The organism is Citrobacter sedlakii (genome assembly GCF_018128425.1).
In the GTDB taxonomy this organism is placed as follows: Bacteria; Pseudomonadota; Gammaproteobacteria; order Enterobacterales; family Enterobacteriaceae; genus Citrobacter_A; species Citrobacter_A sedlakii.
Map to the genome: position 1 here is coordinate 4,016,171 of NZ_CP071070.1, position 25,933 is coordinate 4,042,103.

Annotated in this window: 29 protein-coding genes and 1 tRNA gene; 17 read left to right on the forward strand and 13 right to left on the reverse strand. The window is 55.0% G+C overall.

Annotated elements, in window-relative coordinates; all coding sequences use genetic code 11:
- Positions 1–41 precede the first annotated feature (41 nt).
- Positions 42–1,283 carry a multifunctional CCA addition/repair protein gene (locus JY391_RS19055; RefSeq protein WP_211934834.1) on the forward strand — a complete coding sequence of 414 codons (1,242 nt, stop codon included), beginning with the start codon at positions 42–44 and terminating at the stop codon, positions 1,281–1,283.
- Between the two features lie 96 nt (positions 1,284–1,379).
- Here JY391_RS19055 and bacA read toward each other — a convergent pair whose 3' ends face one another.
- Positions 1,380–2,201, reverse strand: coding sequence for an undecaprenyl-diphosphate phosphatase (gene bacA / locus JY391_RS19060; protein ID WP_211934835.1), 822 nt, complete (start codon positions 2,199–2,201; stop codon positions 1,380–1,382).
- A gap of 92 nt (positions 2,202–2,293) precedes the next feature.
- Positions 2,294–2,659 (reverse strand): bifunctional dihydroneopterin aldolase/7,8-dihydroneopterin epimerase, encoded by a 366-nt coding sequence (folB, locus tag JY391_RS19065; protein WP_042289321.1) that lies wholly within the window; start codon positions 2,657–2,659, stop codon positions 2,294–2,296.
- A gap of 106 nt (positions 2,660–2,765) precedes the next feature.
- On the opposite strand from folB, the gene plsY reads away from it, so the two are divergent.
- On the forward strand, positions 2,766–3,383 hold the full coding sequence (plsY, locus tag JY391_RS19070) for a glycerol-3-phosphate 1-O-acyltransferase PlsY (RefSeq protein ID WP_042289743.1): 618 nt from the start codon (positions 2,766–2,768) through the stop codon (positions 3,381–3,383).
- Between the two features lie 30 nt (positions 3,384–3,413).
- Here the strand turns inward: plsY and ttdR are convergent, their stop codons facing one another.
- A complete protein-coding gene (ttdR, locus tag JY391_RS19075) occupies positions 3,414–4,349 on the reverse strand; it encodes an L-tartrate utilization transcriptional activator TtdR (protein WP_211934836.1) in 936 nt (311 codons plus the stop codon).
- 209 nt (positions 4,350–4,558) lie between these two features.
- Between ttdR and ttdA the strand changes: the two genes are divergently transcribed.
- The 10 genes from ttdA (at position 4,559) to ureG (ending at position 12,663) form a co-directional block, all read left to right on the forward strand.
- On the forward strand, positions 4,559–5,470 hold the full coding sequence (gene ttdA, locus JY391_RS19080; protein WP_120714909.1) for a L(+)-tartrate dehydratase subunit alpha: 912 nt from the start codon (positions 4,559–4,561) through the stop codon (positions 5,468–5,470).
- The gene (ttdB, locus tag JY391_RS19085; RefSeq protein WP_000722944.1) at positions 5,467–6,072 is read left to right on the forward strand and encodes a L(+)-tartrate dehydratase subunit beta; all 606 of its coding nucleotides are present in this window, start codon (positions 5,467–5,469) and stop codon (positions 6,070–6,072) included. Before ttdA ends, ttdB begins: the two co-directional genes overlap by 4 nt.
- A 48-nt stretch (positions 6,073–6,120) precedes the next feature.
- A complete protein-coding gene (locus JY391_RS19090) occupies positions 6,121–7,584 on the forward strand; it encodes an anion permease (protein WP_211934837.1) in 1,464 nt (487 codons plus the stop codon).
- 141 nt (positions 7,585–7,725) lie between these two features.
- Complete coding sequence (locus JY391_RS19095; RefSeq protein WP_199957080.1) at positions 7,726–8,550, forward strand: urease accessory protein UreD; 825 nt, start codon at positions 7,726–7,728, stop codon at positions 8,548–8,550.
- Between the two features lie 9 nt (positions 8,551–8,559).
- A complete protein-coding gene (locus JY391_RS19100; protein WP_042289336.1) occupies positions 8,560–8,862 on the forward strand; it encodes an urease subunit gamma in 303 nt (100 codons plus the stop codon).
- Between the two features lie 9 nt (positions 8,863–8,871).
- Complete coding sequence (locus JY391_RS19105; protein WP_042289337.1) at positions 8,872–9,192, forward strand: urease subunit beta; 321 nt, start codon at positions 8,872–8,874, stop codon at positions 9,190–9,192.
- Positions 9,185–10,888, forward strand: coding sequence for an urease subunit alpha (gene ureC, locus JY391_RS19110; protein WP_060570857.1), 1,704 nt, complete (start codon positions 9,185–9,187; stop codon positions 10,886–10,888). Before JY391_RS19105 ends, ureC begins: the two co-directional genes overlap by 8 nt.
- 9 nt (positions 10,889–10,897) lie before the next feature.
- Positions 10,898–11,362: an urease accessory protein UreE gene (gene ureE, locus JY391_RS19115; protein WP_211934838.1), complete on the forward strand. Its 465-nt coding sequence runs from the start codon at positions 10,898–10,900 to the stop codon at positions 11,360–11,362.
- A complete protein-coding gene (locus JY391_RS19120) occupies positions 11,362–12,036 on the forward strand; it encodes an urease accessory protein UreF (protein ID WP_211934839.1) in 675 nt (224 codons plus the stop codon). Before ureE ends, JY391_RS19120 begins: the two co-directional genes overlap by 1 nt.
- Before the next feature lie 9 nt (positions 12,037–12,045).
- Positions 12,046–12,663: an urease accessory protein UreG gene (gene ureG, locus JY391_RS19125; protein ID WP_042289346.1), complete on the forward strand. Its 618-nt coding sequence runs from the start codon at positions 12,046–12,048 to the stop codon at positions 12,661–12,663.
- Between the two features lie 35 nt (positions 12,664–12,698).
- Here the strand turns inward: ureG and JY391_RS19130 are convergent, their stop codons facing one another.
- The gene (locus JY391_RS19130) at positions 12,699–14,750 is read right to left on the reverse strand and encodes a S8 family serine peptidase (RefSeq protein ID WP_211934840.1); all 2,052 of its coding nucleotides are present in this window, start codon (positions 14,748–14,750) and stop codon (positions 12,699–12,701) included.
- A gap of 303 nt (positions 14,751–15,053) precedes the next feature.
- Between JY391_RS19130 and JY391_RS19135 the strand changes: the two genes are divergently transcribed.
- Positions 15,054–15,722: a LuxR C-terminal-related transcriptional regulator gene (locus JY391_RS19135; RefSeq protein ID WP_211934841.1), complete on the forward strand. Its 669-nt coding sequence runs from the start codon at positions 15,054–15,056 to the stop codon at positions 15,720–15,722.
- 21 nt (positions 15,723–15,743) lie between these two features.
- Here JY391_RS19135 and tsaD read toward each other — a convergent pair whose 3' ends face one another.
- Positions 15,744–16,757 carry a tRNA (adenosine(37)-N6)-threonylcarbamoyltransferase complex transferase subunit TsaD gene (gene tsaD / locus JY391_RS19140; RefSeq protein ID WP_042289353.1) on the reverse strand — a complete coding sequence of 338 codons (1,014 nt, stop codon included), beginning with the start codon at positions 16,755–16,757 and terminating at the stop codon, positions 15,744–15,746.
- A 227-nt stretch (positions 16,758–16,984) separates the two neighbouring features.
- Between tsaD and rpsU the strand changes: the two genes are divergently transcribed.
- From rpsU to rpoD, 3 genes are all read left to right on the forward strand, one after another.
- The gene (gene rpsU / locus JY391_RS19145) at positions 16,985–17,200 is read left to right on the forward strand and encodes a 30S ribosomal protein S21 (RefSeq protein WP_001144069.1); all 216 of its coding nucleotides are present in this window, start codon (positions 16,985–16,987) and stop codon (positions 17,198–17,200) included.
- A gap of 235 nt (positions 17,201–17,435) precedes the next feature.
- Positions 17,436–19,181 carry a DNA primase gene (dnaG, locus tag JY391_RS19150; protein WP_211934842.1) on the forward strand — a complete coding sequence of 582 codons (1,746 nt, stop codon included), beginning with the start codon at positions 17,436–17,438 and terminating at the stop codon, positions 19,179–19,181.
- A 258-nt stretch (positions 19,182–19,439) separates the two neighbouring features.
- Positions 19,440–21,287, forward strand: a complete 1,848-nt coding sequence (gene rpoD, locus JY391_RS19155; RefSeq protein WP_042289358.1) for an RNA polymerase sigma factor RpoD — start codon at positions 19,440–19,442, stop codon at positions 21,285–21,287.
- An 88-nt stretch (positions 21,288–21,375) separates the two neighbouring features.
- On the opposite strand, the gene mug is transcribed toward rpoD, so the two are convergent.
- Complete coding sequence (mug, locus tag JY391_RS19160) at positions 21,376–21,882, reverse strand: G/U mismatch-specific DNA glycosylase (protein WP_211934843.1); 507 nt, start codon at positions 21,880–21,882, stop codon at positions 21,376–21,378.
- A gap of 125 nt (positions 21,883–22,007) precedes the next feature.
- Here mug and JY391_RS19165 point away from each other — a divergent pair.
- Positions 22,008–22,083, forward strand: a tRNA-Ile gene (locus tag JY391_RS19165).
- 161 nt (positions 22,084–22,244) lie between these two features.
- On the opposite strand, the gene JY391_RS19170 is transcribed toward JY391_RS19165, so the two are convergent.
- The 7 genes from JY391_RS19170 to JY391_RS19200 form a co-directional block, all read right to left on the reverse strand.
- Positions 22,245–22,586 (reverse strand): TA system toxin CbtA family protein, encoded by a 342-nt coding sequence (locus tag JY391_RS19170; RefSeq protein WP_211934844.1) that lies wholly within the window; start codon positions 22,584–22,586, stop codon positions 22,245–22,247.
- A 20-nt stretch (positions 22,587–22,606) separates the two neighbouring features.
- The gene (locus tag JY391_RS19175) at positions 22,607–22,948 is read right to left on the reverse strand and encodes a type IV toxin-antitoxin system YeeU family antitoxin (protein WP_211934845.1); all 342 of its coding nucleotides are present in this window, start codon (positions 22,946–22,948) and stop codon (positions 22,607–22,609) included.
- Positions 22,949–22,958: 10 nt separating this feature from the next.
- The gene (gene radC, locus JY391_RS19180) at positions 22,959–23,501 is read right to left on the reverse strand and encodes a RadC family protein (protein WP_211934846.1); all 543 of its coding nucleotides are present in this window, start codon (positions 23,499–23,501) and stop codon (positions 22,959–22,961) included.
- Positions 23,502–23,513: 12 nt separating this feature from the next.
- Entirely contained in the window at positions 23,514–23,957 is a 444-nt protein-coding gene (locus JY391_RS19185) for an antirestriction protein (RefSeq protein WP_044865636.1), read from the reverse strand.
- Between the two features lie 30 nt (positions 23,958–23,987).
- Positions 23,988–24,809 (reverse strand): DUF932 domain-containing protein, encoded by an 822-nt coding sequence (locus tag JY391_RS19190; RefSeq protein WP_211934847.1) that lies wholly within the window; start codon positions 24,807–24,809, stop codon positions 23,988–23,990.
- A 119-nt stretch (positions 24,810–24,928) separates the two neighbouring features.
- Entirely contained in the window at positions 24,929–25,402 is a 474-nt protein-coding gene (locus JY391_RS19195) for a YfjT/YkfB family phage-associated protein (RefSeq protein ID WP_211934848.1), read from the reverse strand.
- A 71-nt stretch (positions 25,403–25,473) separates the two neighbouring features.
- A complete protein-coding gene (locus JY391_RS19200) occupies positions 25,474–25,926 on the reverse strand; it encodes a hypothetical protein (protein ID WP_077264947.1) in 453 nt (150 codons plus the stop codon).
- Positions 25,927–25,933 lie beyond the last annotated feature (7 nt).

Sequence of the window (25,933 nt, forward strand, 5' to 3'; positions counted from 1 at the left end):
TATCATTAAGAAAGTGTATTTCTCAGGAGAGGTGGTGTGGCGTGAAGATTTATCTGGTCGGTGGTGCGGTTAGGGATACGTTGTTAGGGCTACCGGTCAAAGATAAAGATTGGGTGGTGGTAGGCGCCACACCACAGCAAATGCTCGACGCGGGCTACCAGCAGGTAGGCCGCGATTTTCCTGTTTTTCTCCATCCTCAAACACACGAAGAGTACGCCCTTGCGCGCACCGAACGTAAATCCGGTTCCGGTTATACCGGATTCACCTGCTACGCGGCGCCGGACGTCACGCTGGAAGATGACCTACAGCGCCGCGACCTGACCATTAACGCCCTGGCGCAGGATGATGACGGCGCTATCGTCGATCCGTATCACGGACGCGCCGATCTGAAAAAACGCCTGTTGCGCCACGTCTCGCCGGCTTTCAGTGAAGATCCGCTCCGCGTCCTTCGCGTGGCGCGCTTTGCCGCCCGCTATGCGCATCTCAGCTTTCGCATTGCCGACGAAACCATGGCGCTAATGCGCGACATGACCCACGCCGGGGAGCTGGGGCACCTGACGCCTGAGCGCGTGTGGAAAGAGACCGAAAACGCGTTAACCACCCGTAACCCGCAGGTCTATTTTCAGGTCCTGCGCGACTGTGGCGCGCTGCACGTGCTGTTCCCGGAGGTGGATGCGCTGTTTGGCGTTCCCGCGCCAGCGAAATGGCACCCGGAAATCGATACCGGCGTTCACACGCTCATGACGCTGTCGATGGCGGCGATGCTCAGCCCGGAGGTGGATATCCGTTTCGCCACCCTGTGCCATGACCTGGGAAAAGGGTTGACTCCGCCAGCGCTTTGGCCGCGTCATCACGGTCATGGTCCGGCGGGGGTAAAGCTGGTGGCGCAGTTGTGTCAGCGTCTGCGGGTACCGAACGAAATCCGCGATCTGGCAAAGCTGGTGGCGGAGTTTCACGATCTCATTCATACCTTTCCGATACTGCAGCCTAAGACCATTGTAAAGCTGTTCGACGCGATCGACGCCTGGCGTAAACCGCAGCGCGTGGAGCAGATAGCCCTCACCAGCGAGGCTGACGTACGCGGGCGTACTGGCTTTGAAGCGGCGGATTATCCGCAGGGTCGTCTGCTGCGCGAAGCATGGCAGGTGGCGCAGTCGGTACCGACAAAAGAGGTTGTGGAGGCCGGATTTAAAGGCGCAAAGATCCGCGAAGAGTTGACGAAGCGGCGAATTGCGGTGGTCGCCAGTTGGAAAGAGACGCGCTGCCCGAAACCCGCCAGCTAAACGGCCCGTGCCGGCAGCGCTACCGCTGACCGGCCTGTGGACAGACGTGCGTGGTTGGCCGGATAAGGCATAGCCGCCATCCGGCACGGTGAATCATCAGAAGAACACCACGTAAACCGCGGCTGCAACGATAAAGCGATAAATCGCAAACGGAATGAACGAGATTCGTTTGATCAGTTGCAGGAAGGTTTTAATGGCGATCAGCGCAACCACAAACGCCGTCACGAAACCGACGGCAAACATCGGAATATCGGCGACGGTCAGGAACGACCAGCTTTTGTAGAGGTCCAGCACCGTTGCGCCCATCATCATCGGCACCGCCAGCAGGAACGAGAACTCCGACGCCGCATAACGGCTCACGCCCATCAGCATCCCGCCGGAAATGGTCGCGCCGGAACGGGAAAAGCCCGGCCACAGCGCCAGACACTGGAAACAGCCAATCATAAACGCCTGTCGGTAAGTCATATCGTCCAGCCCCGGCGCGCGCGGTTCTTTCGGCTTCAGGCATTCGGCGGCGATCAGCAGTAAACCGCCCACCACCAGCGCATACATCACGTTAATGGGGTTAAACAGTGATTTTATCGTATCGTGAAACACCAACCCGAGCACCACTGCGGGGATCATCCCAAGCAGAATGTGAATGAGCGTTAACCGCCCTTTACTTTCCCCTTCGCGCTGCAACGGTCGGCCAAAATGAATCCCGATCAGGCCGAACAACCGCCGCCAGAACATTACGACCACCGCCAGAATCGACCCAAGCTGGATCACCACTTCAAAGGTCTTTGCCGTATCACCCTCAAACCCCAGCAGATGGCCAACGATAATCATATGGCCCGTACTGGAAACCGGCAAAAACTCCGTCAATCCTTCGACCACACCCAAAATTGCCGCTATCAGCAGCGAGTGCATATCGCTCATCAATAAACCCCTAAATAGAAAAACTACCGCAAAAAAAAGTTCCCGCTGTAAGACTCTTTTATATCCGTTTGGTTTAACAATGATGAAGTTAATTATTTTCCTTTCAGATTATGGCTACGCTCGACAATCACGCCCACGTTCGCCGCGCGCGCGACCGCGCCGGGCTTACTGAGCTTGATTCGCACCCACGGTGAATGGAAGCGTCCCAGCAGGAGATCCGCGACCTCTTCCGCGACGCGTTCCACCAGCGCAAAGCGCCTGCCTTCAACGTGCGCGATCACGGTTTCGGCGATATCCGCATAGCTCAGACAGTCGGCGACATCGTCGCTTTTTGCCGCTTTCCGGTTATCCCACGCCATTTCGATATCGAACACCAGCTTTTGCTCGATGGTCTGTTCCCAGTCGTAAACACCAATGGTGGTGATTACCGAAAGTTGCTCTATAAATACAATATCCATCACGACCTGCCCGCTTTTTGGCTAACCCGGATACCACTTCCGGCGAAATATGCGTATTATCCACAGAAGTAGCGTTTTACACGACATTTTCAAAACGGAACAGCTTATGAGTGCAATCGCGCCTGGAATGATCCTCATCGCGTACCTCTGCGGCTCCATTTCCAGTGCCATTCTGGTCTGCCGCATTGCTGGCTTGCCCGACCCGCGTAGCAGCGGATCCGGCAATCCTGGCGCGACCAATGTGTTACGAATCGGTGGCAAGGGAGCAGCCGCAGCGGTGCTGATTTTCGACGTCCTGAAAGGGATGTTGCCCGTCTGGGGCGCATACGCGTTGGGCGTAACCCCCTTCTGGCTGGGCCTGATCGCCATTGCCGCCTGTCTGGGCCATATCTGGCCGGTCTTCTTTGGGTTTAAAGGCGGGAAAGGCGTGGCGACGGCATTCGGCGCTATTGCCCCTATCGGCTGGGATTTAACCGGCGTGATGGCGGGCACCTGGTTGCTCACGGTGCTGCTGAGCGGTTATTCGTCGCTGGGCGCCATCGTCAGCGCGCTGATCGCGCCGTTCTACGTCTGGTGGTTTAAACCTCAGTTCACCTTCCCGGTTTCGATGCTGTCGTGCCTGATCCTGCTGCGCCATCACGACAACATTCAGCGACTGTGGCGTCGTCAGGAGACAAAGATCTGGACGAAGCTGAAGAAAAAACGCGAAAAAGATCCGCAATAGCGTTTTCACCTCGCCGGAAGGCTATCGGGTTCACCACGTCACCCGATATCCTTCATCCGGTCTGCCCAACCGCTGCTGACACCACGCCGCCAGAAACTCCACGCAGACCCGAAGCTTCACGCTGCGATATAGCGGCTCCTGATACACCGCCCAGATATTGGCGCTCTGCGCATAGTCCGGCAGCACCCGCACCAGTTTGCCGCTCGCCAGAAACGGCTGCACGTCCCACTCGGATCGCAGCATGATCCCCTTGCCCTCCAGCGCCCATTGCAGCACAATTTCCCCGCTGTTCGACGAGAGATGCCCGCTCACCTTGACCGATTTTTTCTCCTCGCCGTTTCCCAACTCCCATATTCCGTGCGTCATATCGCGCTCTTTCGTGATCAGGCAATCGTGACGGCTTAATTCCTGGAGGGTTGTCGGTTCTGAATATTTTTCGAGATAAGACGGCGCGGCGCACAATATTCTTTTATTCTTTGTTAACAAGTGTGCAATATAATAGTCTGGAATTACATCGTTAATACGAATATCGAGATCGATATTATCCTGCACCAAATCAATTTGCCGATCGAACAGTTCAAAATGCACCTGTAACTCAGGGTAATTGCGCATCAACTCGGTAATAGCCGGGGCAATATGGCTACGCCCGAAACCAAAGCTACAGCCGATACGAATCATGCCTTCCGGACGGGTTTTAATTTGCGTCACCTCATCCACCAGAAGCTGATAGCGGGTCAACACGTCCAGCGCATGTTCATAACATTTTTGCCCACTCTCGGTCAGCGCCACGCCGCGTGCCGAACGATTCAGCAGCGTGGCGGCGAGAGTGGATTCCAGGATCTGCACCCGCTTGGTCACAAACGCCGGGGTTTGTCCGAGCGCCGCCGCCGCCGCGCTGAAGCTTCCCGTATGAACAATTTCAACCAGCACCTGCAGATCTTTCGCTAAAGGGTATGTGTTCAGCATATTCGGGCACCCATGAAGATAATACCGGCAGTGTAATTCCCTTACTGTCGCTATTCCCTGCCCTTGCTCAATTTTCGCTGATTTTTCACATCATGATTCACGAACTGTTAATTACATATACACAGTGGCAAAAAATATAAAGCCCTATTTTTAGTGGTAGTTTGTTTCCCAGAATGTCTTTCCAGACAAATAAAAGCACTGGAGTTGTCATGATGAGCAATGAAAATAAACAAAAAGCGATAAATACGCTGACGGAAATTGTCGCCGGGTTTACGGCAATGATTTCCACCCGGATGCCCGACGACGTCGTGGATAAATTAAAACAGCTGCGCGATGCTGAAACCTCGTCGATGGGAAAAATCATCTATCACACGATGTTCGACAACATGCAGAAAGCGATCGACTTGAACCGTCCGGCCTGTCAGGACACCGGCGAGATCATGTTCTTCGTCAAGGTCGGCTCCCGCTTCCCGCTACTGGGCGAACTGCAGGCCATTCTGAAGCAGGCCGTGGAAGACGCGACCGTGAAAGCCCCACTTCGTCATAACGCAGTAGAAATTTTTGACGAAGTCAACACTGGCAAAAACACCGGCAGCGGCGTGCCGTGGGTGACATGGGACATTATCCCCGACGGCGACGACGCCGAAATAGAAGTCTATATGGCAGGCGGCGGCTGTACCCTGCCGGGGCGCTCAAAAGTGTTGATGCCGTCCGAAGGCTACGAAGGCGTTGTTAAGTTCGTGTTTGAAAATATCTCCACGCTGGCGGTAAACGCCTGTCCGCCGGTGCTGGTGGGCGTGGGGATCGCCACTTCCGTAGAAACCGCCGCGGTATTGTCGCGCAAAGCGATTCTGCGCCCCATCGGCACCCGCCATCCAAATCCCAAAGCGGCTGAACTGGAACTGCGTCTGGAAGAAGGATTGAACCGTCTGGGGATCGGCCCGCAGGGGTTAACGGGCAACAGCTCCGTCATGGGCGTACACATTGAATCCGCCGCGCGTCACCCCTCGACTATCGGGGTGGCCGTCTCCACCGGCTGCTGGGCGCACCGTCGCGGTACGCTGCTGGTGCATGCCGATCTCTCCTTCGAAAACCTGTCTCATACCCGGAGCGCGCTATGAAAAAGATCCTGACGACCCCGATCAAGGCCGAAGACCTGGAGGATATCCGCGTTGGTGACGTGATCTATCTGACCGGCACGCTGGTCACCTGCCGCGACGTCTGCCATCGCCGCCTGATCGAACTCAAGCGCCCGATCCCTTACGACCTGAACGGTAAAGCCATTTTCCACGCCGGGCCGATCGTGCGCAAAAACGGTGAAAAATGGGAGATGGTTTCCGTCGGCCCGACCACCAGCATGCGTATGGAGGCGTTTGAAAAAGAGTTCATCGAGCAGACAGGCGTCAAACTGGTGGTTGGCAAAGGCGGCATGGGGCCATTGACCGAAGAAGGCTGCCAGAAATTCAAGGCGCTGCACGTGATTTTCCCCGCAGGCTGCGCGGTGCTGGCAGCCACGCAGGTGGAAGAGATAGAGGAAGTCCACTGGACGGAACTCGGCATGCCGGAATCCCTGTGGGTGTGTCGGGTGAAGGAGTTCGGTCCGCTGATCGTCTCTATCGACACCCACGGCAATAACCTGATCGCCGAGAACAAAAAGCAGTTCGCCGAGCGTCGTGGTCCGATCGTCGACGAAATTTGCGAGCACGTTCACTACATCAAATAACCCTTCCGGAGAGGCGCCCCGCCTCTCCCTCTTCGCAGGGATACGACAATGGCACCTTTAGCTGGTTGGTGGCGATACCTGGCTCCGCTGGTGGTCATCGCCATTATTGCTGTTTTGCCCGTCCCCACCGGTCTTGAGAACCACACGTGGCTCTATTTTGCGGTCTTTACCGGCGTCATTGTGGGACTGATTCTGGAACCTGTTCCCGGCGCGGTGGTGGCGATGATCGGCATTTCGACGATCGCCGTCCTCTCGCCGTGGTTGCTGTTCAGCCCCGAACAGCTGGCGCAGGACGGGTTTAAATTCACCGCCAAAGCGCTATCGTGGGCGGTGTCTGGTTTTTCTAATTCAGTTATCTGGCTGATCTTTGCCGCTTTTATGTTCGGTACGGGCTATGAAAAAACCGGGCTGGGGCGACGCATCGCGCTATGGCTGGTGAAAAAGATGGGGCACCGCACGCTGTTTCTCGGCTACGCGGTCATGCTCTCTGAGCTGATCCTCGCGCCTGTTACGCCCTCAAACTCCGCGCGCGGCGCCGGGATTATCTACCCGATAATCCGTAATCTGCCACCGCTGTATCATTCGCAGCCGAATGACGCCAGTTCGCGCTCTATTGGTTCCTACATCATGTGGATGGGGATCACCGCCGACTGCGTCACCAGCGCCATTTTCCTCACCGCGATGGCGCCAAACCTGCTGCTGATTGGCCTGATGAAGGGCGCGGCGCACACGGCGCTAAGCTGGGGCGACTGGTTCTTAGGGATGCTGCCGCTGAGTATTTTGCTGGTTCTGCTGGTCCCGTGGCTTGCTTATGTGCTGTACCCGCCGGTGCTTAAGTCCGGCGATCAGGTGCCGCGCTGGGCAGAAGCGGAGCTAAAGGCAATGGGCCCGCTGAGCACGCGTGAGAAAAAGATGTTAGTGCTGATGGTCGGCGCGCTGGTGCTGTGGATTTTCGGCGGTGACTACATTGACGCGGCGATGGTTGGCTACAGCGTGGTGGCGTTAATGCTGGTGCTGCGCATTATCTGCTGGGATGACATCGTCAGTAATAAATCCGCATGGAACGTCTTTTTCTGGCTCGCGTCACTGATTACTCTTGCGACCGGACTGAACAATACCGGCTTTATCCGCTGGTTTGGCAACCTGCTGGCAGGCAGCCTGAGCGGTTATTCCCCGACAATGGTGATGGTCGCGCTGATCGTGGTGTTTTATCTGCTGCGTTATTTCTTCGCCAGCGCCACGGCGTACACCTCCGCACTGGCGCCAATGATGATCGCCGCCGCGCTGGCGATGCCGGACATTCCGCTCCCCGTATTTTGCCTGATGGTCGGCGCGGCGATTGGTCTGGGTAGCATTCTTACCCCGTATGCTACCGGCCCCAGCCCCATCTACTACGGTAGCGGTTATTTGCCGACGGCTGACTACTGGCGGCTGGGGGCGATTTTTGGCCTGATCTTCATGCTGCTACTGATCGTCACCGGTTTGCTCTGGATGCCTCTCGTTTTGCTTTAACCCCCGTTGGGGCGGCCGGGCTGCCGCCCCTTTTTTCTGATTTCCCCTCCTTTCCCATAAGCGTCTCATATGACCGCTTTGCCGCCGTGCTGAGGCATACTTTTTGCCATGCACCTATCTTTAAACTGACAGGGGAACGCTCTGGACACGGTTGCGCACGAGACACTCATTCGGGGCTGGCAGGCCGAACTGGACCTGCGGTTTACCCGTGCCGCGCACAAAACGGTGCTCACCTCAGCGCGTCACGTTGGTCCGTTAGCCGTTCAACGACCGTTTTACCCGGAAGATGATGTTTGTCATCTTTATTTGCTTCACCCGCCTGGCGGTATTGTCGGCGGCGATGAACTGCACATTTCCGTCACCCTTGACGCCCACAGCCACGCGTTAATCACCCAGCCCGGCGCGGGAAAGTTTTACCGCAGCGCAGGGCAACTGGCGCAACTGCGTCAGGATTTCACCCTTGCGCCGCACGCCACGCTGGAATGGCTGCCGCAGGATACGATCCTGTTTCCCGGCGCTCGCGCCAGCCTGCGCACCGTGTTCCATCTGACAACCGAAAGCCAGCTGCTCGGCTGGGATCTGCTCTGCCTGGGTCGCCCGGTAATGCAGGAAACGTTCAGCCACGGCACGCTGGTCAACCGGCTGGAAATCTGGCGCGACGGCATACCGCTGCTTATCGAAGGCCTGAAAATTCGCGGGGGCGATCTTTCCGCCGTCGCGAACCAGCCGTGGTGCGGCACGCTGTTTTGCTATCCGGGGACAGAGGCGATGCTGGACGGAGCCCGTGAACGGCTTATGCCGCTTGGCGAATACGCAGGCGCGACGCTCGTTGACTCGCTGCTCACCGTACGCTTTCTGGCGGCAGACAACCTGCTTATCCAACGCGCGATGCGCGATATCTGGCGCTTTTTACGTCCGCTGTTAACTCATAAACAACCGCATCTGCCGCGTATCTGGCAGACCTAAGAGACACCGATGGAACTGACTCCCAGAGAAAAAGACAAGCTGTTGCTCTTTACCGCCGCGCTGGTGGCAGAACGCCGTCTGGCGCGCGGCCTGAAGCTGAATTATCCGGAATCGGTAGCGCTGATCAGCGCCTTCATTATGGAAGGCGCACGCGACGGCAAAAGCGTGGCCTCGCTGATGGAAGACGGCCGCCATGTACTCACCCGAGATCAGGTGATGGAGGGGGTACCGGAGATGATCCCGGACATCCAGGTAGAAGCAACGTTTCCGGACGGATCCAAGCTGGTGACCGTCCACAATCCGATCGTGTAAGGAGAGGTTATGATTCCAGGCGAATACCGGATCGCGGCAGGAAATATTGCGCTCAATCACCAGCGCGAGACCTGCACTCTCGTGGTGGAAAACCACGGCGATCGCCCCGTTCAGGTTGGATCGCATTACCACTTTTTCGAAGCTAACCCCGCCCTGCGCTTCCCGCGCGAGGCGGCGCGCGGATACCGCCTGAATATCCCCGCCGGCACCGCGGTGCGCTTTGAACCGGGGCAAAAGCGAGAAGTCGAGCTGGTGCGCGTGGCAGGCGCGCAGCGTATTTTTGGCTTTCGCGGCGAGGTCATGGGCGCGCTGGAGGTCAACAATGGCTGAGATCTCCCGGCAAGCGTATGCCGATATGTTTGGCCCCACCACCGGCGATAAAGTGCGTCTGGCGGACACAGATTTGTGGATCGAAGTGGAAAACGATCTCACCACCTATGGCGAAGAGGTGAAATTCGGCGGCGGTAAAGTGATCCGCGACGGTATGGGCCAGGGACAAATGCGCGCCGACGCCTGCGTGGATCTGGTGATCACCAACGCGCTGATCGTCGACCACTGGGGGATCGTTAAAGCGGATATCGGCATCAAAGACGGCAGGATCTTCGCCGTCGGCAAAGCCGGTAATCCGGACATTCAGCCTGACGTGACGATCCCGATCGGCGTCGGGACGGAGGCGATCGCCGGAGAAGGTAAGATCGTCACCGCTGGCGGCGTCGATACCCATATTCACTGGATCTGTCCACAGCAGGCGCAGGAGGCGCTGGTTTCCGGCGTGACGACGATGATCGGCGGCGGCACCGGACCGGCGGCGGGTACCAACGCCACCACCTGTACGCCCGGCCCCTGGAACATCGCCCGGATGTTGCAGGCCGCGGATACCCTGCCGGTCAATATCGGTCTGCTCGGCAAGGGAAATGGCTCCAATCCGGATACGCTGCGCGAGCAGGTGACCGCCGGGGCGATCGGCCTGAAAATTCATGAAGACTGGGGGGCGACGCCTGCGGCTATCGACTGCGCGCTGACCGTCGCCGACGAAATGGATATTCAGGTGGCGCTGCACAGCGACACCCTGAACGAGTCCGGCTTTGTCGAAGACACGCTGGCGGCTATTGGCGATCGCACGATCCATACGTTTCACACCGAAGGCGCGGGCGGCGGCCATGCGCCGGATATCATCACCGCCTGCGCGCACGCCAATATTCTGCCGTCATCAACCAACCCAACGCTGCCTTACACCGTGAATACTATCGATGAGCATCTCGACATGCTGATGGTGTGCCACCATCTCGACCCCGATATCGCCGAAGACGTGGCGTTTGCCGAGTCACGCATTCGGCGCGAAACCATCGCCGCCGAGGACGTGCTGCATGACATTGGCGCGTTTTCGCTGACCTCGTCGGATTCCCAGGCGATGGGCCGCGTCGGCGAAGTGATCCTGCGCACCTGGCAGGTAGCGCACCGGATGAAAGTACAGCGCGGCGCGCTGGCGGAAGAGCGCGGCGATAACGACAACCAGCGGGTGAAACGCTACATCGCCAAGTACACCATTAACCCGGCGCTGACTCACGGTATCGCCCATGAGGTCGGCTCCATTGAGGCCGGAAAACTGGCGGATCTGGCGCTGTGGTCGCCGGCGTTTTTCGGTGTCAAACCCGCCGCCATTATCAAGGGTGGAATGATCGCCTGCGCGCCGATGGGCGATATCAACGCCTCGATCCCCACGCCGCAGCCGGTGCACTACCGGATGATGTTCGGCGCATTAGGCGCTGCGCGTCATCACACCCGGTTAACCTTTTTATCCCAGGCCGCCCACGACAGCGGCGTCGCTCAGCAGTTGAATTTACACAGCGCCACCGCGGTGGTGAAAGGCTGCCGGACGGTGAAAAAAGCCGACATGATCCACAACAGCCTGCAACCCGATATCACCGTCGACGCCCAGACCTACGAGGTGCGCATTGACGGCGAACGCATTACCAGCGAGCCGGCAGACGTGCTGCCGATGGCGCAACGTTACTTTTTATTTTAAGGAGCCGACATGCTGCTATTAACGCAACGGGTTGAGACGACAGCGCAAGCCACCGCCACCCTGACGCTGCCGATTGATATCCGCGTAAAAAGCCGGGCCAAAGTGCGACTGAACGACGGGCGCGAGGCGGGATTGATGCTGCCGCGCGGCCTGCTGTTGCGCGGCGGCGACCGCCTGCGTAGCGAAGACGGGACGGAAGTGGTGGAGATCATCGCCGCCCATGAAGCGGTTTCGGTGGTGCACTGCGCCAACCCGTTTCTGCTCGCCAAAGCGTGCTATCACCTCGGCAATCGCCACGTACCGCTGCAAATTTTGCCGGATGAACTGCGCTATCATCACGATCATGTGCTGGACGCCATGCTGCGCCAGTTCGATCTTGACGTGACCTTTGCGCATTTACCGTTTGAGCCGGAAGCGGGCGCCTACGCCAGCGAGTCCCACGGGCATAACCATCATCACGGTCATGCGCACTGATGCGTGACGCCCGCCAGCAGTTGCGCCTGTTACAGCTCGCCAGCAGCAGCCTGCCGGTGGGATCGTTTACCTGGTCTCAGGGGCTGGAGTGGGCGGTGGAAAGCGGTTGGGTCAACAGCGTCGATGCCTTCGCCCGCTGGCAGCAACAGCAAATGGAGCACAATTTTTTTACCGTCGACCTGCCGTTGTTCGCCCGGCTTTATCGCGCCTGCGAGCAGGACGATATCACCGCCGCGCGCCGTTGGACGACGTACCTGCTGGCCTGTCGGGAAACCCGCGAACTGCGCGAAGAAGAGCGCAGCAGAGGCGCGGCGTTTACCCGGCTGGTGGTGGACTGGGAGCCGGAAATCCCGCCCGCGTGGCGCGCGCTGTTCGCTGACAGCCAGCTCTGCGGGATGGCCTGGCTTGGCGTACAGTGGCGGCTGCCGCTCGCCGATCTGGCCTTAACGCTGGGCTACAGCTGGATCGAAAGCGCCGTGATGGCGGGCGTCAAGCTGGTACCTTTTGGTCAGCAGGCGGCGCAGCGGCTGATGATAACCCTCAGCGAACATTACGCAAAGGGTATAACGCAGGCGTTGTGCTGTCCGGATGAACACCTCGGCTCTGCTACGCCGCTGGCGGCTATCGCCTCTGCCCGTCACGAAACCCAATACTGCCGATTATTCCGCTCCTGAGGAGAGACAATGAGTGAGTACAAACATCCCCTGCGCGTCGGCGTGGGCGGCCCGGTAGGATCGGGCAAAACCGCCCTGCTGGAAGCGTTATGCAAAGCCATGCGCGACACCTGGCAACTGGCGGTGGTCACGAACGACATTTACACCAAAGAGGATCAGCGCATCCTGACAGAAGCGGGCGCGCTTGAGCCGGAACGCATCGTCGGCGTCGAAACCGGCGGCTGTCCACACACCGCCATCCGTGAAGACGCCTCAATGAATCTGGCGGCAGTGGATGCATTAAGCGCGAAATTCGGTAATTTGGATCTGATCTTCGTCGAAAGCGGCGGTGACAACCTGAGCGCCACGTTCAGTCCGGAGCTGGCGGATCTGACGATCTACGTGATCGACGTAGCTGAAGGAGAGAAGATCCCACGCAAAGGCGGCCCGGGGATCACTAAATCTGACTTTCTGGTGATCAACAAAACCGATCTGGCCCCTTACGTCGGGGCGTCGCTGGAGGTGATGGCGCGCGACACCAACCGCATGCGCGGCGCGCGTCCGTGGACCTTTACTAACCTGAAGACGGGCGACGGTCTGGAGACGATTATTGCGTTTCTGAAAGAGAAAGGGATGCTGCGAATCTGACTAAAAGGGCCTGGCGATAAGCCAGGCCTTCATGGTTATTTGCAGCTGTTATTGGATGTGCCCTGTTGACGCCATGCGCCCCACTGGCCGCCCGTTCCCGGTGTTTCCTGTCCCGGGTTGACATACCACTGGTTGAACCAAATTTTACCGTTGTAAGATACTTTGGTGCATTTGGTCGGATAGGCTATTTTGCCGTTATAGGCTGGCGCCGTATTGGTCGCCGGCACGTCATCATTTGCCGGCGCGTCGTCCTTCGCCGGCGTATCGTCTTTTGTCGGCGTGTCTTCCTTCGCTGGCGTCGCAGGTTTACTTACCATGATGGTCATGCTGTCCTGCGCGGTACGGCCATCCGCCCCTGTCGTTGTCAGCGTAAAGGTAGCCTGCCCTTCCGTATTGGCAGGAATCACCGCATAGGCATGAGCATTGTCGATGCTGTTCACCTGCACGCCGTTCAGTTTTTCCTCCAGGAAGAAGGTGCCAGCACCTTTTGTCACGCTCCAGTTATACGATGTCGCGTTCAGGCTCTTGCTGCCGTCCAGAGGATAGGTGCTTACGCCAGTGGTTGGGGAAACCATAGTGTAGTCTGCTCCTGCGGCGGCGGTAGGAGCAGGAATAGCAGGAATATCGCTGCCATTCTTCAACGCCAGGATCCGGGCGACAGCACGCGCCATATCGGGTTGCGTGCCGACCTTCGCCGAGTCGCCATTCGCAATTGGCGTGCCGGTCTCAGCCAGGATTTGACGCATCTGGCGCGGTGTAACGGTGATCCCGTTCGCTTTGGCAATACCTGACAGGCTGGCCACCACGCCTGCCACAATAGGCGTTGCTGAAGACGTCCCGCCAAAACTTCCGGTATAATTTGCATTGGTTCTGTTATAGAGATTGCCATAGCCCGTCGTTGTGACATCACTACAGCCTCTAGATGAACTGGTGACACGCGACCCATAGGTGCTAAAGTTCGCTTTTTTACCGTCTTTTGAACAGAATGCCCCGGCGATAATCGCGCCTGAATCACGCACTTGCGTATCCCAACGACCATTAAAGGCGGGAGAGTCCAGATTAATATTGCCATTCCCTGCGGAAGTAATCACAAACACGCCTTTATCCGTGAGCGCCTTGATGACGTTGAAATAACTGTCCAGATATTCAATGGGAATATAACAGGCTGATTTACAGGTCCCGGTAATTTCTCCGCCATACGTCTGCATATTTAACGAGACAACATCACCCGCTTTTAATAACGGAATAACATTAAAGAGATTCGACGCAGGCCAGGCCGCATAGCCCACTTTGCTTTTATAACTTAGACCACGAACACCAGAACCAATATCGCGCGCAGCTAAAATACCAACAGAAGCCGTATTATGTTCCCGCTCATTGCAGGTATCTTTATTTGGTCCCTGAACGAATGAAGCAGGTGGTAAATTCACATGATTTGCGTTCCAGCCGCAGTTCTCAGAAGAAACAATAGTGATATCCTCACCCTCGTTCCCTATATACTGATTAACGCTGTCGCGGTTCACCCCGCCAATATAATAACCAGAACGCTTGTCATCCGGGGCTTTTAAATAATCCTGCTGCTGTCGATAATCGGGCACAGACACGGCCGACAGGCCGCTGTTCACTGTCGATTTTAATAGGGTTGAAGACTGACCCGCTTCTTGCTTTTCTGCCTGAAAACCTACAGGCATAGCTTCAGGATAAACAGTCTCAACATCCTGATTTTGTTGAATAGTGTTGATCACATGTTCGATATAATTTCGATCTTGCTTTTTATTTTCTGGCAGCTCAATACGCAGATAACGATCGAATCCATACCGTGCGTTTAGCTCCGCAATTTCAGCTGCGCGTTCGCGGCTCAGGTTGTCCGCGTGGTACATGCGGGTGGCGACGAGTGCGGGATCGTCAAGTTTTAACGGGGAGGTTTGAGATTTACCCGGTTTTAGCTTAACGACAATAGCGTCATACGAAACGCCTTCCTGAACCTCTTGCGCCTGATGTACGTGCTGTAAGGCGGTGCCGGTTTGAGCGTAAGCCGCACAGGTTACTGCTGCGCAAATTAACATTGATAAAATGCTTTTTTTCATGTTAGCCGATATTCCTTTATGACATGATCTGTGTTGTTCCTTTTTTCAGCCTAAAATAGTCATTACCCAACGGCCAAGTAGAGCTTTCTTTTAAAGAATAAGAAAATTCTTTTTCTTTCGCACCGAGCTAAAAAGCAGAGGCGTTACACAAGTCAACTCATAAAAAAGATAAAAACGGTCAAAATAAAAAAATCGTATATCGACATTAATGCAAGCACATTTTTATATGAAAGTGTTCTTTTAATTTTACTCACCAACGTATGGTGCTTATAAAATATTCGCCTTCTTATGCTGGAGAACGTGATGTCAGTAAAAATAGCGATTGCCGATGAGCACCCCCTGATCCGCCGGGGTATACGTGCAATGATTGAAGGGTTAGACAGATCCTGCGCGAGCTCTGGTTCCCATTTCTCGCTGCTGGAAGACGTCGGGTCGACCTCTTCCTTGCTTACGTTGCTGGCAGGAGAAACTCCCGACATCCTGCTGTTGGGATATATGCTTAACACCGTACAACACCTTCATCCGCACTGTGATTTGGACGGACTGGCGCTGATTAAAAAATTGCACCAGAAATACCCTGCGTTAAAAGTGGTGCTGATAGCCCCGTTTAAAAGCCCGCAGCTTATCCGGCTGACGCTTGAAGCCGGGGCAAAAGCCTATGTCAGTCACGCCCTCAGTGAGACAGTCCTGCGCGATACGCTTAATTGCGTCATAAAAGATGAGGTCTACATCGAACCGTCGCTAATGAAAGGCTTCCTTCAAAGCGAGGAGTCGCTCTCTGCCAGAGAAATAGACGTGTTGCGTTTTCTGTGCAAAGGGGGAAATCTGACGGATGTCTCTCGTCAGATGCACCTGAGTATTAAAACCGTAAGCGCGCATAAAATACGGGCAATGGAGAAATTGCGGGTGAAAAATGACAGTCAGCTCTATTGCCTGCTGGCCAGATCCCGGATATTAGATATTATGACCTGACATCCGGGATGACACGCCGCCTCAGGCGGCAGGCAACTCCGCCAGCGGCCAGCGCGGACGCACGCTAACGCCCAAGTCGGCCAGCGCGCCCGCTTTAAAACGCACCATACCGGCATAGGCGATCATCGCGCCATTGTCAGTGCAAAATTCCGGGCGGGCGTAAAAGACTTCGCCACGGCGTTTTTGCATCATCTCTGCCAGCTTCGCGCGCAGGGTGCGGTTAGCGCTGACGCCCCCCGCCATCACCAGACGTTTGAAACCGGTTTGATCCAGCGCGCGTTTGCATTTGATCATCAGCGTATCGACGACCGCGTCTTCAAATGCGCGGGCGATATCAGCGCGGGTCTGATCGTCATCGCCATTGCTGCGAATGGTGTTAGCAGCAAAGGTTTTCAGGCCGGAAAAGCTGAAGTCCAGCCCAGGGCGATCGGTCATCGGGCGTGGGAAGACAAAACGCCCGGCGGTACCCTGTGCGGCCATTTTCGACAGCATCGGACCACCAGGATAGTCCAGCCCCAGCAGCTTCGCGGTTTTATCAAACGCTTCGCCAGCGGCATCGTCAATCGACTCGCCCAGCAGGGTATACTGACCGACGCCGGTCACGCTGATAAGCTGCGTATGGCCGCCTGAAACCAGCAGCGCCACAAACGGAAATTCTGGCGGGTTATCTTCCAGCATCGGCGCCAGCAGATGCCCTTCCATATGGTGTACAGGAATGGCCGGCACGTTCCAGGCGAATGCCAACGAACGTCCAACCGTTGCGCCCACCAGCAGCGCGCCAACCAGACCCGGACCGGCGGTATACGCCACCGCGTCAATCTCTTTGGCGTTCAATCCGGCTTCTTTCAGCGCCGCCTGGATCAACGGTACCGTTTTGCGGACGTGATCGCGTGAAGCCAGCTCAGGCACCACGCCGCCGTAGTCAGCGTGTAATTTCACCTGACTATACAATTGGTTGGCTAACAGACCTTTTTCGTCGTCGTAAATGGCGATGCCGGTTTCATCGCAGGATGTTTCAATTCCCAGTACACGCATGACTTGTTTTACCTCACTCTGATACCGCGCAGTTTAGGTCGAATGCGGGTCGATGTATACCCTGCGACCTGACTTCGTGTATACTCTGGCTCCTTACAAAAGTCCCTTTCAAAAAAGGCCGCGGTGCTTTACAAAGCAGCAGCAATTGCAGTAAAATTCCGCACCATTTTGAAATAAGCTGGCGTTGATGCCAGCGGCAAACCGATTTAATCAAAGGTGAGAGGCACATGCCGGTAATTAAAGTACGTGAAAACGAGCCGTTCGACGTAGCTCTGCGTCGCTTCAAGCGTTCCTGCGAAAAAGCAGGTGTTCTGGCGGAAGTTCGTCGTCGTGAGTTCTATGAAAAACCGACGACCGAACGTAAGCGCGCTAAAGCTTCTGCAGTGAAACGTCACGCGAAGAAACTGGCTCGCGAAAACGCACGCCGTACTCGTCTGTACTAATCTGTTGAGGGCCAGGGCTCTCAATTCAGACAGAGTTGTAGTTGTAAGGCCGTGCTTCCGAAAGGAATGCGCGGCTTGTTTTCGTTTATGAATCAGCAATTACACAACATCATTCACCCTGTATCAAGGCGGCAAGTGAGTGAATCCCCGGAGCTTAGAGAAGTCAGTAACTGGGGGTGAACGAGCGCAGCCAACGCAGAGACAGTTTGAAGGATGAAGTTTACTAACGGGGCTTATGGCTGGACGAATCCCACGCGTATTTATTAATGACCTGCTGGCGCGCACCGACATCGTCGATCTGATCGACGCGCGGATGAAGCTCAAAAAGCAGGGCAAGAATTATCATGCGTGCTGTCCGTTCCATAACGAAAAAACCCCCTCTTTCACCGTAAACGGTGAAAAACAGTTTTATCACTGCTTTGGATGCGGCGCGCACGGCAACGCGATCGATTTCCTGATGAACTACGACAAGCTCGAGTTCGTGGAAACCGTCGAAGAGCTGGCGGCAATGCACAATCTTGAGGTTCCATTTGAAGCAGGCACTGGCCCCAGTCAGATAGAGCGCCATCAACGGCAAAGCCTTTATCAATTGATGGACGGTCTGAACACGTTTTATCAGCAATCTCTGATGCAACCCGCCGCTACCCCTGCGCGCCAGTATCTGGAAAAGCGAGGACTCAGTAGCGAAGTGATCGCGCGTTTTGCTATTGGTTTTGCGCCCCCCGGCTGGGACAACGTCCTGAAACGGTTTGGCGGCAATAGCGAAAATCGCCAGTCGCTGGTCGACGCGGGCATGTTGGTCACCAACGATCAGGGACGCAGCTATGACCGCTTCCGCGAACGGGTGATGTTCCCCATTCGCGACAAGCGTGGCCGGGTGATTGGCTTTGGTGGTCGGGTGCTGGGCGATGCCCTGCCGAAGTACCTCAACTCCCCGGAAACCGATATTTTTCATAAAGGCCGTCAGTTGTATGGTCTGTATGAAGCGCAGCAGGATAACGCCGATCCACAGCGACTGCTGGTTGTGGAAGGTTATATGGATGTGGTGGCGCTGGCGCAATACGGCATTAACTACGCCGTGGCGTCGTTGGGCACCTCGACCACCGCCGATCACATTCAGCTCCTGTTTCGCGCGACCAACACGGTGATTTGCTGTTATGACGGCGACCGGGCAGGACGAGACGCCGCCTGGCGCGCGCTGGAAACCGCGCTGCCGTATATGACCGATGGTCGTCAGCTACGCTTTATGTTCCTGCCTGACGGCGAAGACCCGGATACGCTGGTGCGGAAAGAGGGTAAAGAAGCGTTTGAAACCCGGATGGAGCAGGCGTTACCGCTCTCCGCGTTTTTGTTTAACAGCCTGCTGCCGCAGGTCGATTTGAGCACCCCGGACGGACGCGCGCAGCTCAGTACGCTGGCATTACCGTTAATCACTCAGGTGCCGGGCGAAACGCTGCGCATTTACCTGCGCCAGGAGTTGGGCAACAAGCTGGGCATCCTTGACGACAGCCAGCTTGAACGATTAATGCCAAAATTGTCTGAAAATGGCCCTTCCCGGCCCGCTCCACAGCTAAAACGCACGACCATGCGTATACTGATAGGACTGCTGGTGCAAAATCCGGAACTGGCGCCACTGGTCCCACCGTTGAACGGTCTGGATCATAATAAGCTGCCCGGACTTGGCTTATTTGCAGAACTGGTCAACACTTGTTTGTCCCAGCCAGGTCTGACCACCGGGCAACTTTTAGAACACTATCGTGGCACAAATGATGCGGCCACCCTTGAAAAACTGTCGATGTGGGACGATATAGCAGATAAGGACATTGCTGAAAAAACCTTCACCGACTCACTCAACCATATGTTTGATTCGATGCTTGAGCTGCGCCAGGAAGAGTTGATTGCTCGTGAGCGCACACATGGTTTAAGCAGCGAAGAACGCCGGGAGCTCTGGACTCTGAACCAGGAGCTGGCGAAGAGATAACTGAAAGACAACATCATTCGCGTTGTATCAAGGGCAGCATGAAATGCATCCCGGGAGTGTAAAGCTCGGGAACTCAGCGCCCCCAGGGACAACGTAAATGAGGAAGTATTTAACGGCTTAAGTGCCGAATAGCGATCGGGGAGACCCCGACAGCCGCACTGAGAGGCAGCGGCAAAAAAACAAATACGCCCTCGCTTTAAATGTTGGCGGCAACGCTGGCTGACACCAATCAAACGAATTAAGTGTGGATACCGTCTTATGGAGCAAAACCCGCAGTCACAGCTGAAGCTTCTTGTTACCCGTGGTAAGGAGCAAGGCTATCTGACCTATGCCGAGGTCAATGACCATCTGCCGGAAGATATCGTCGATTCAGATCAGATCGAAGATATCATCCAAATGATCAACGACATGGGTATTCAGGTGATGGAAGAAGCACCGGATGCCGATGATCTGCTGCTTGCTGAAAACACGACCAGTACCGATGAAGACGCAGAAGAAGCGGCTGCGCAGGTTCTCTCCAGCGTAGAGTCGGAAATCGGTCGCACCACCGATCCGGTGCGCATGTACATGCGCGAAATGGGCACTGTTGAACTGTTGACCCGCGAAGGCGAAATCGACATCGCAAAACGCATTGAAGACGGGATCAACCAGGTTCAGTGTTCTGTTGCGGAATACCCGGAAGCCATTACCTATCTTCTGGAACAATACGATCGCGTTGAAGCAGAAGAAGCGCGTCTGTCCGATCTGATCACCGGTTTCGTTGATCCAAACGCGGAAGAAGATCTGGCGCCTACCGCCACCCACGTCGGCTCAGAACTGTCTCAGGAAGACATGGACGACGATGAGGATGAAGACGAGGAAGACGGCGACGACGACAGCGCGGATGACGACAACAGCATCGACCCGGAACTGGCGCGCGAGAAATTCGCTGAACTGCGTACGCAGTATGAAGTGACGCGTGACACCATCAAAGCGAAAGGCCGTAGTCATGCGGATGCGCAGACCGAGATCCTCAAGCTTTCTGAAGTGTTCAAGCAGTTCCGTCTGGTACCGAAGCAGTTCGACTACCTCGTGAACAGCATGCGCGTGATGATGGACCGTGTGCGTACTCAGGAACGCCTGATCATGAAGCTCTGCGTTGAGCAGTGTAAAATGCCGAAGAAGAACTTCATCACCCTGTTCACCGGCAACGAGACCAGCGAAACCTGGTTCAACGCGGCTATCGCAATGAACAAACCGTGGTCTGAAAAGCTGCACGACGTGGCCGATGACGTTCACCGCGGCCTGCAAAAACTGCAGCAGATTGAAGAAGAGACCGGCCTGACCATCGAGCAGGTGAAAGACATCAACCGTCGTATGTCCATCGGCGAAGCAAAAGCCCGCCGTGCGAAGAAAGAGATGGTTGAAGCGAACTTACGTCTGGTTATCTCTATCGCCAAGAAATACACCAACCGTGGCCTGCAGTTCCTGGATCTGATTCAGGAAGGCAACATCGGTCTGATGAAAGCGGTAGACAAGTTTGAATACCGTCGTGGTTACAAGTTCTCCACTTATGCGACCTGGTGGATCCGTCAGGCGATCACCCGCTCTATCGCAGACCAGGCGCGCACCATCCGTATCCCGGTGCATATGATTGAGACCATCAACAAGCTCAACCGTATCTCCCGCCAGATGCTGCAAGAGATGGGGCGTGAACCGACGCCGGAAGAACTGGCCGAACGTATGCTGATGCCGGAAGACAAGATCCGTAAAGTGCTGAAGATCGCCAAAGAGCCGATCTCCATGGAAACCCCGATCGGTGACGATGAAGATTCGCATCTGGGTGATTTCATTGAGGATACCACCCTCGAGCTGCCGCTGGACTCTGCCACTACCGAGAGCCTGCGTGCTGCCACGCACGACGTTCTGGCTGGCCTGACCGCCCGTGAAGCCAAAGTGCTGCGTATGCGTTTCGGTATCGATATGAACACCGACCATACGCTGGAAGAAGTGGGTAAACAGTTTGACGTTACCCGCGAACGTATCCGTCAGATCGAAGCGAAGGCGCTGCGTAAACTACGCCACCCGAGCCGCTCTGAAGTGTTGCGTAGCTTCCTCGACGATTAATTTCGTCGTCTGTATCACTGACGCCACCTTCGGGTGGCGTTTTTTTTACTGCTCGGTAGATCCTGCATCGGGGCAATACTATCCCGCGCTACAATCCGCGGGTGATCAGCGCCTCGTCCAGCTCCCTGAATGCCTCGACCAGTTTATCCAGCGTAATGCGGCTCAGCCCGCTGGTATTGGGTAACACCCACACCTCGGTGGCGCCAATGGTGATGTCCTGTTTTCCCCATTGGACGCCCCGCTGGCTGAATCCCTGTTCAAACGCCTGCTTACCTAAAATGGCCAGCGCCTGCGGCTGATAATCTTCGATCTTCGCGATCAGATTACGCCCACCGTCATGCAGTTCTTTGCGCGTCACTTCATTCGCCTGAACCGTAGGCCTGTCGACCAGTTTAGTGACGCCGCAGCGAAAGTCTAACAGCCGTTCAGCCTCTTCCGGCTTAAGCTGGCGGTCGGTAAATCCGGCCTGATAAATCACTTTCCAGAAACGATTTGCCGGATGCGCAAACGGAAACCCCGTTCCCGCCGACGAAAGCCCGGGATTGATGCCACAGAACACCACCCGCAGCCCCGGGGCCAAAATATCCTTAACCATATTTTCTCCAGAACAATACAACACGAGAAAAGTATAACGGATTGAAAATACGTTGTTTAATAAAACAGCACCTGTGCGGTTATGGCTGGATTGCAGGAGGGAGTTACTTTATAATTCACCGCCACGGCCCCTTAGCTCAGTGGTTAGAGCAGGCGACTCATAATCGCTTGGTCGCTGGTTCAAGTCCAGCAGGGGCCACCAAATAAAACAAGGAGTTAGATGAGAAATCGTCTGACTCCTTTTTCGTTTTATATGAATCGGGTCAGGTTATGGGTCAGGTAAGGAATTGCCGCCCTACTCTCTTCAGCACGATGCCAGCATCCCCGGATAGTGATGAAAGCCAGTGATACTGCCCGCAATATTCACGATACAGCGTTATTACGGCTCCGTCGCAACAATCCAGTTGCTTGTCGTGCTCGCAGGAGATCTACCGCCCGAAGATAAGGAGATTGCTCCTGCCAGTTAAACCCTCTGTGATCGATACGAACCAGTTCGTACTTATCTACCAGAAAGTTAACGGCATCGGCCAAAGATATACCGGCATCGATATGTTCCTGAATTACCGTTTCATCACTGAACGGCGTGTCGTTGAGTGTCAGGCCATAATGTTGTTCCAGCAGGCGTGCAAGCAGCATTTGCCAGACAGCCACGGGCGACAGACATAGCGTCGCCGCCTGCGGATTTGTTGCAGGTAGAGTTTTCATATTTGCTCTTGAGGAGTTAGTTAACGTTGAGTGGGGTAAACGGCGATGTATACGTAGCCGTAACTGCCAAGGGTATCGGCTTCGCAGGTGAAACCGTTGTGGTACAGGGTGACGCAGTGGGCATAGCGAGGATTCATTTCACCAGTGGTCAACATCGATTCCATCTGGCTGATAAAACGTGGGAATACTTCATCCAACTTCAAAGATTCTGCGTTACTGAATTCACCGGTAATGCTGACCCGGTCAGCCAGATAGTGCAGTCGGTTTCCCTCCTGTACCAGACGAGCGCCAAAGCAAGGCGTTACATTACGATTCAGTCCCCACTGGAGAAATGTATCGTTCTCTGAGTCAGTAGATTTCATTGAAGTACCCTCATATCCAGCCTCGCTCTGCAAACGACACAATGCCATCTGATCCGATAACCAGATGGTCGAGCGTGTTCACATCAACCAGTGCCAGCGCTTCTTTAAGCCTGCCCGTAATGTTGCGATCGCATTGGCTGGGCTCCGGGTCGCCGGATGGATGGTTATGCGCCAGCACCACAGCTGCCGCATTGAAGCGAAGCGCTGACTTCACTACCTCTCGAGGATGGACCTGGACATGGTTAATCGAACCGGCAAATAGCGTTTCACTCTCCAGTAAACGGTGCTGGTTATCAAGATAGAGCACCATAAACACTTCCCGCTCCTGTCCGGCCAGCTGTAGCCGAAGCCAGTCACGGGCAGCAGTACTAGAGGTAAAGGATATACCAGGCTGGCGCAGATATTTATCCAGCAGGTTGATGGCACGACGAATGGTGCGTTGGGCATAGGGGGTTAATCCGGAGGTCGCAGGGAGCAAATAACCATGCTGGGTCATAACCGCCAGCGGAAAGAGTTCAGGCTGAGATGACAGCGGGGATAATGCGGTATTCATGTCAGGCATTCCTCAGTCGATGAGATGCATAATGGCGCTGCACTCTGGATGGATTAGCGCGTAGTCGCGTAAGAGATAATAGTGTTCAGTCATCGCGTTACACTCGGTGCGACAGGCGTGGTGGTTGTAAGCCATCAGACAGGCGACCATCCCTGCAGCTTCACTGGTAAGCTCTGCGCCATTGCCGTTCATGCTGTTGAACAATGTCCACTTCTCATCGTGCTCTGACTCAGGAGCCATGAAAGCACCGCCGTTGCTGAGTGTCGTAAAGCGCCAGATACCACCCTGGTAATCGGCACACAGTCGATCCATCCAGGCGAAAATGCGAGGTTCAAGGGTTATCCATTGTGGGATGGAGCCAAAGTGCTGCGGCCAGAAGCCGATGCGTAACTCGTCCGGGACCACTGAGGCAGTAATTGCGGTATGCTCCGCGAACTGATTATTTTGTGTATTCATTAAACTATCTCCTTATGCCGGAACTGTTGTTTAACGCCCGAAAAAATCGAGCATGTTTTCTGCCATAACCCACAGGGCGCGATTGAGCTTCACATCGCCATCAATACCGGTAACAGCACGGGTGTGGCTGCTTTTCCCCTGAGCGGTTCGCCCTGACAGACCACCTTTCATCAGGTTCTCCTGCACGCGCTGGTAAACGGTCCACAGGTCATCGCTGTAGTCCTCCCGACGACGCGGAGTCAGCAACTGCGATACCGTGACCGGCTGGTGGTCTTCACCAAAGCGATACTTCAGCGCGGCATTCGCCAGGGCGTTACGGGCTGGTTCTGGCAGTGCCAGTGACTGCATTGCATCGCGCTTCTCCTCCACCCGGTCAAACACACCGAGCACTTCGTAAGCCTCTTCAATCACCTTCTCGACGACATTGCCTTTATGCGGTACCCGCACTTCTCCGAATGACTGGCCGCAGACCAGACCGTTGGTACAGACGCCTCGAAATAGCCCCGGCAGCATCTGATAGCTTGAGGAGCCGTCATGACTGTTGAGCAAAATGATTTCCGGAACCTGATGCCCGGTCAGTTGACCGGCACGACGCAGGCGAAGCATGTGTTTGGTGTGTTCCCGCTTGCTCTGGTCGCGAACCTTTGTCTGGCAGGCAAAGAACGGCTCAAAGCCTTCACGCTGCAGGCTTTCGAGGATGGTGATGGTCGGGATGTAGGTGTACCTGTCTGAACGAGATTCATGCTTGTCACTCCCGAACACGCTGGGTACATGACTCATCAGCTCTTCGTGAGTCAGAGGCCGGTCACGGCATATCTGGTTTATACGACCAAAGCGGCTGGCTAATCGCATAGCTAACTCCTTATTTGATAACGAAATAAAAACAAAAAGGCCATGTTCTCGAAGGAACATGGCCTGTTGCTATCTGGTGTTGGTGTGTTGAGGGGTGGAGAGGTCTAAAATGTAAGTAACTAATCGCTGTAGTGTGTGGTCCGGCACTCACTGAGGTCAGACAGCTCTTTTTGCGTATTCTTCAGACCCGGACTGAAAGTGCCTACTTTTTTATCGCTGACATAAACATCGAAATTTGCTGCCTGCCCCAGTGCGTCAATAAATGACACCCAGGCATTGTCACCGTTTCGCCAGCCGAGGAATGACGGTAACGGATACTGACTGTTATCCATGACGACCGTTATTTCCGTCCCGTCGTCATGAGAACTTACTGATGTTCCATCAGGCAGGGTGAGATTAACACCGTGTTGCAGAATATTCTGCGCATCCGGATTGCCAGTACAGTTCAGATTAAACACCACCTTATCCGGGCTGGTAATGATATATTCGGTCACGCCCATCCCAAAACCACTCGACCACATATTGGGAATAGCCTGTGCTGTTGATACAGAAGCCAGCATAGCTAATGTAAATATTACGTAAGGCAGTCGCATAATGTTGTCCTCAAATCATGTAATAAAGCTTTTGTTGTTCTAAACAATAAAGTAAGGAATAAACAGTTGGATTATTTTATTTGTTTGTAGCGAAACGCTTCTTTCCCAGCATAAATCCCAACGAGATCGTCATAACGAGGGTCCTTTTTATTCGGGCGGAACGTCACTTTCATATCCGGACTGCACATATCCTTCATGGTAAGATTGAATTCTTTACCTGGCGTAATGGTATACCCTGTTGCTACATCGTCTTTACTGGGAGTGATCCACCCCCAAAGGCCCCCCGGACAATCTCTGGAAGGTTTCGAGCGAACAACAATAAACCATCCCATTGAATCCACTTCCGTCGCTGTACACAGTTTTCTGACCTGGCGGTGGGCATCACACCAGAATATATTCCCACTCTTATTATTCACTGCTGCAGGCAGGAATCCGCTATAAGGACGTGCTGCGTGAGCATTACCTGCGATAAGTAAGGGGAACAATATGACTGGCAGTAAAGACAACAATTTCAATTCTTTCATTAGATTA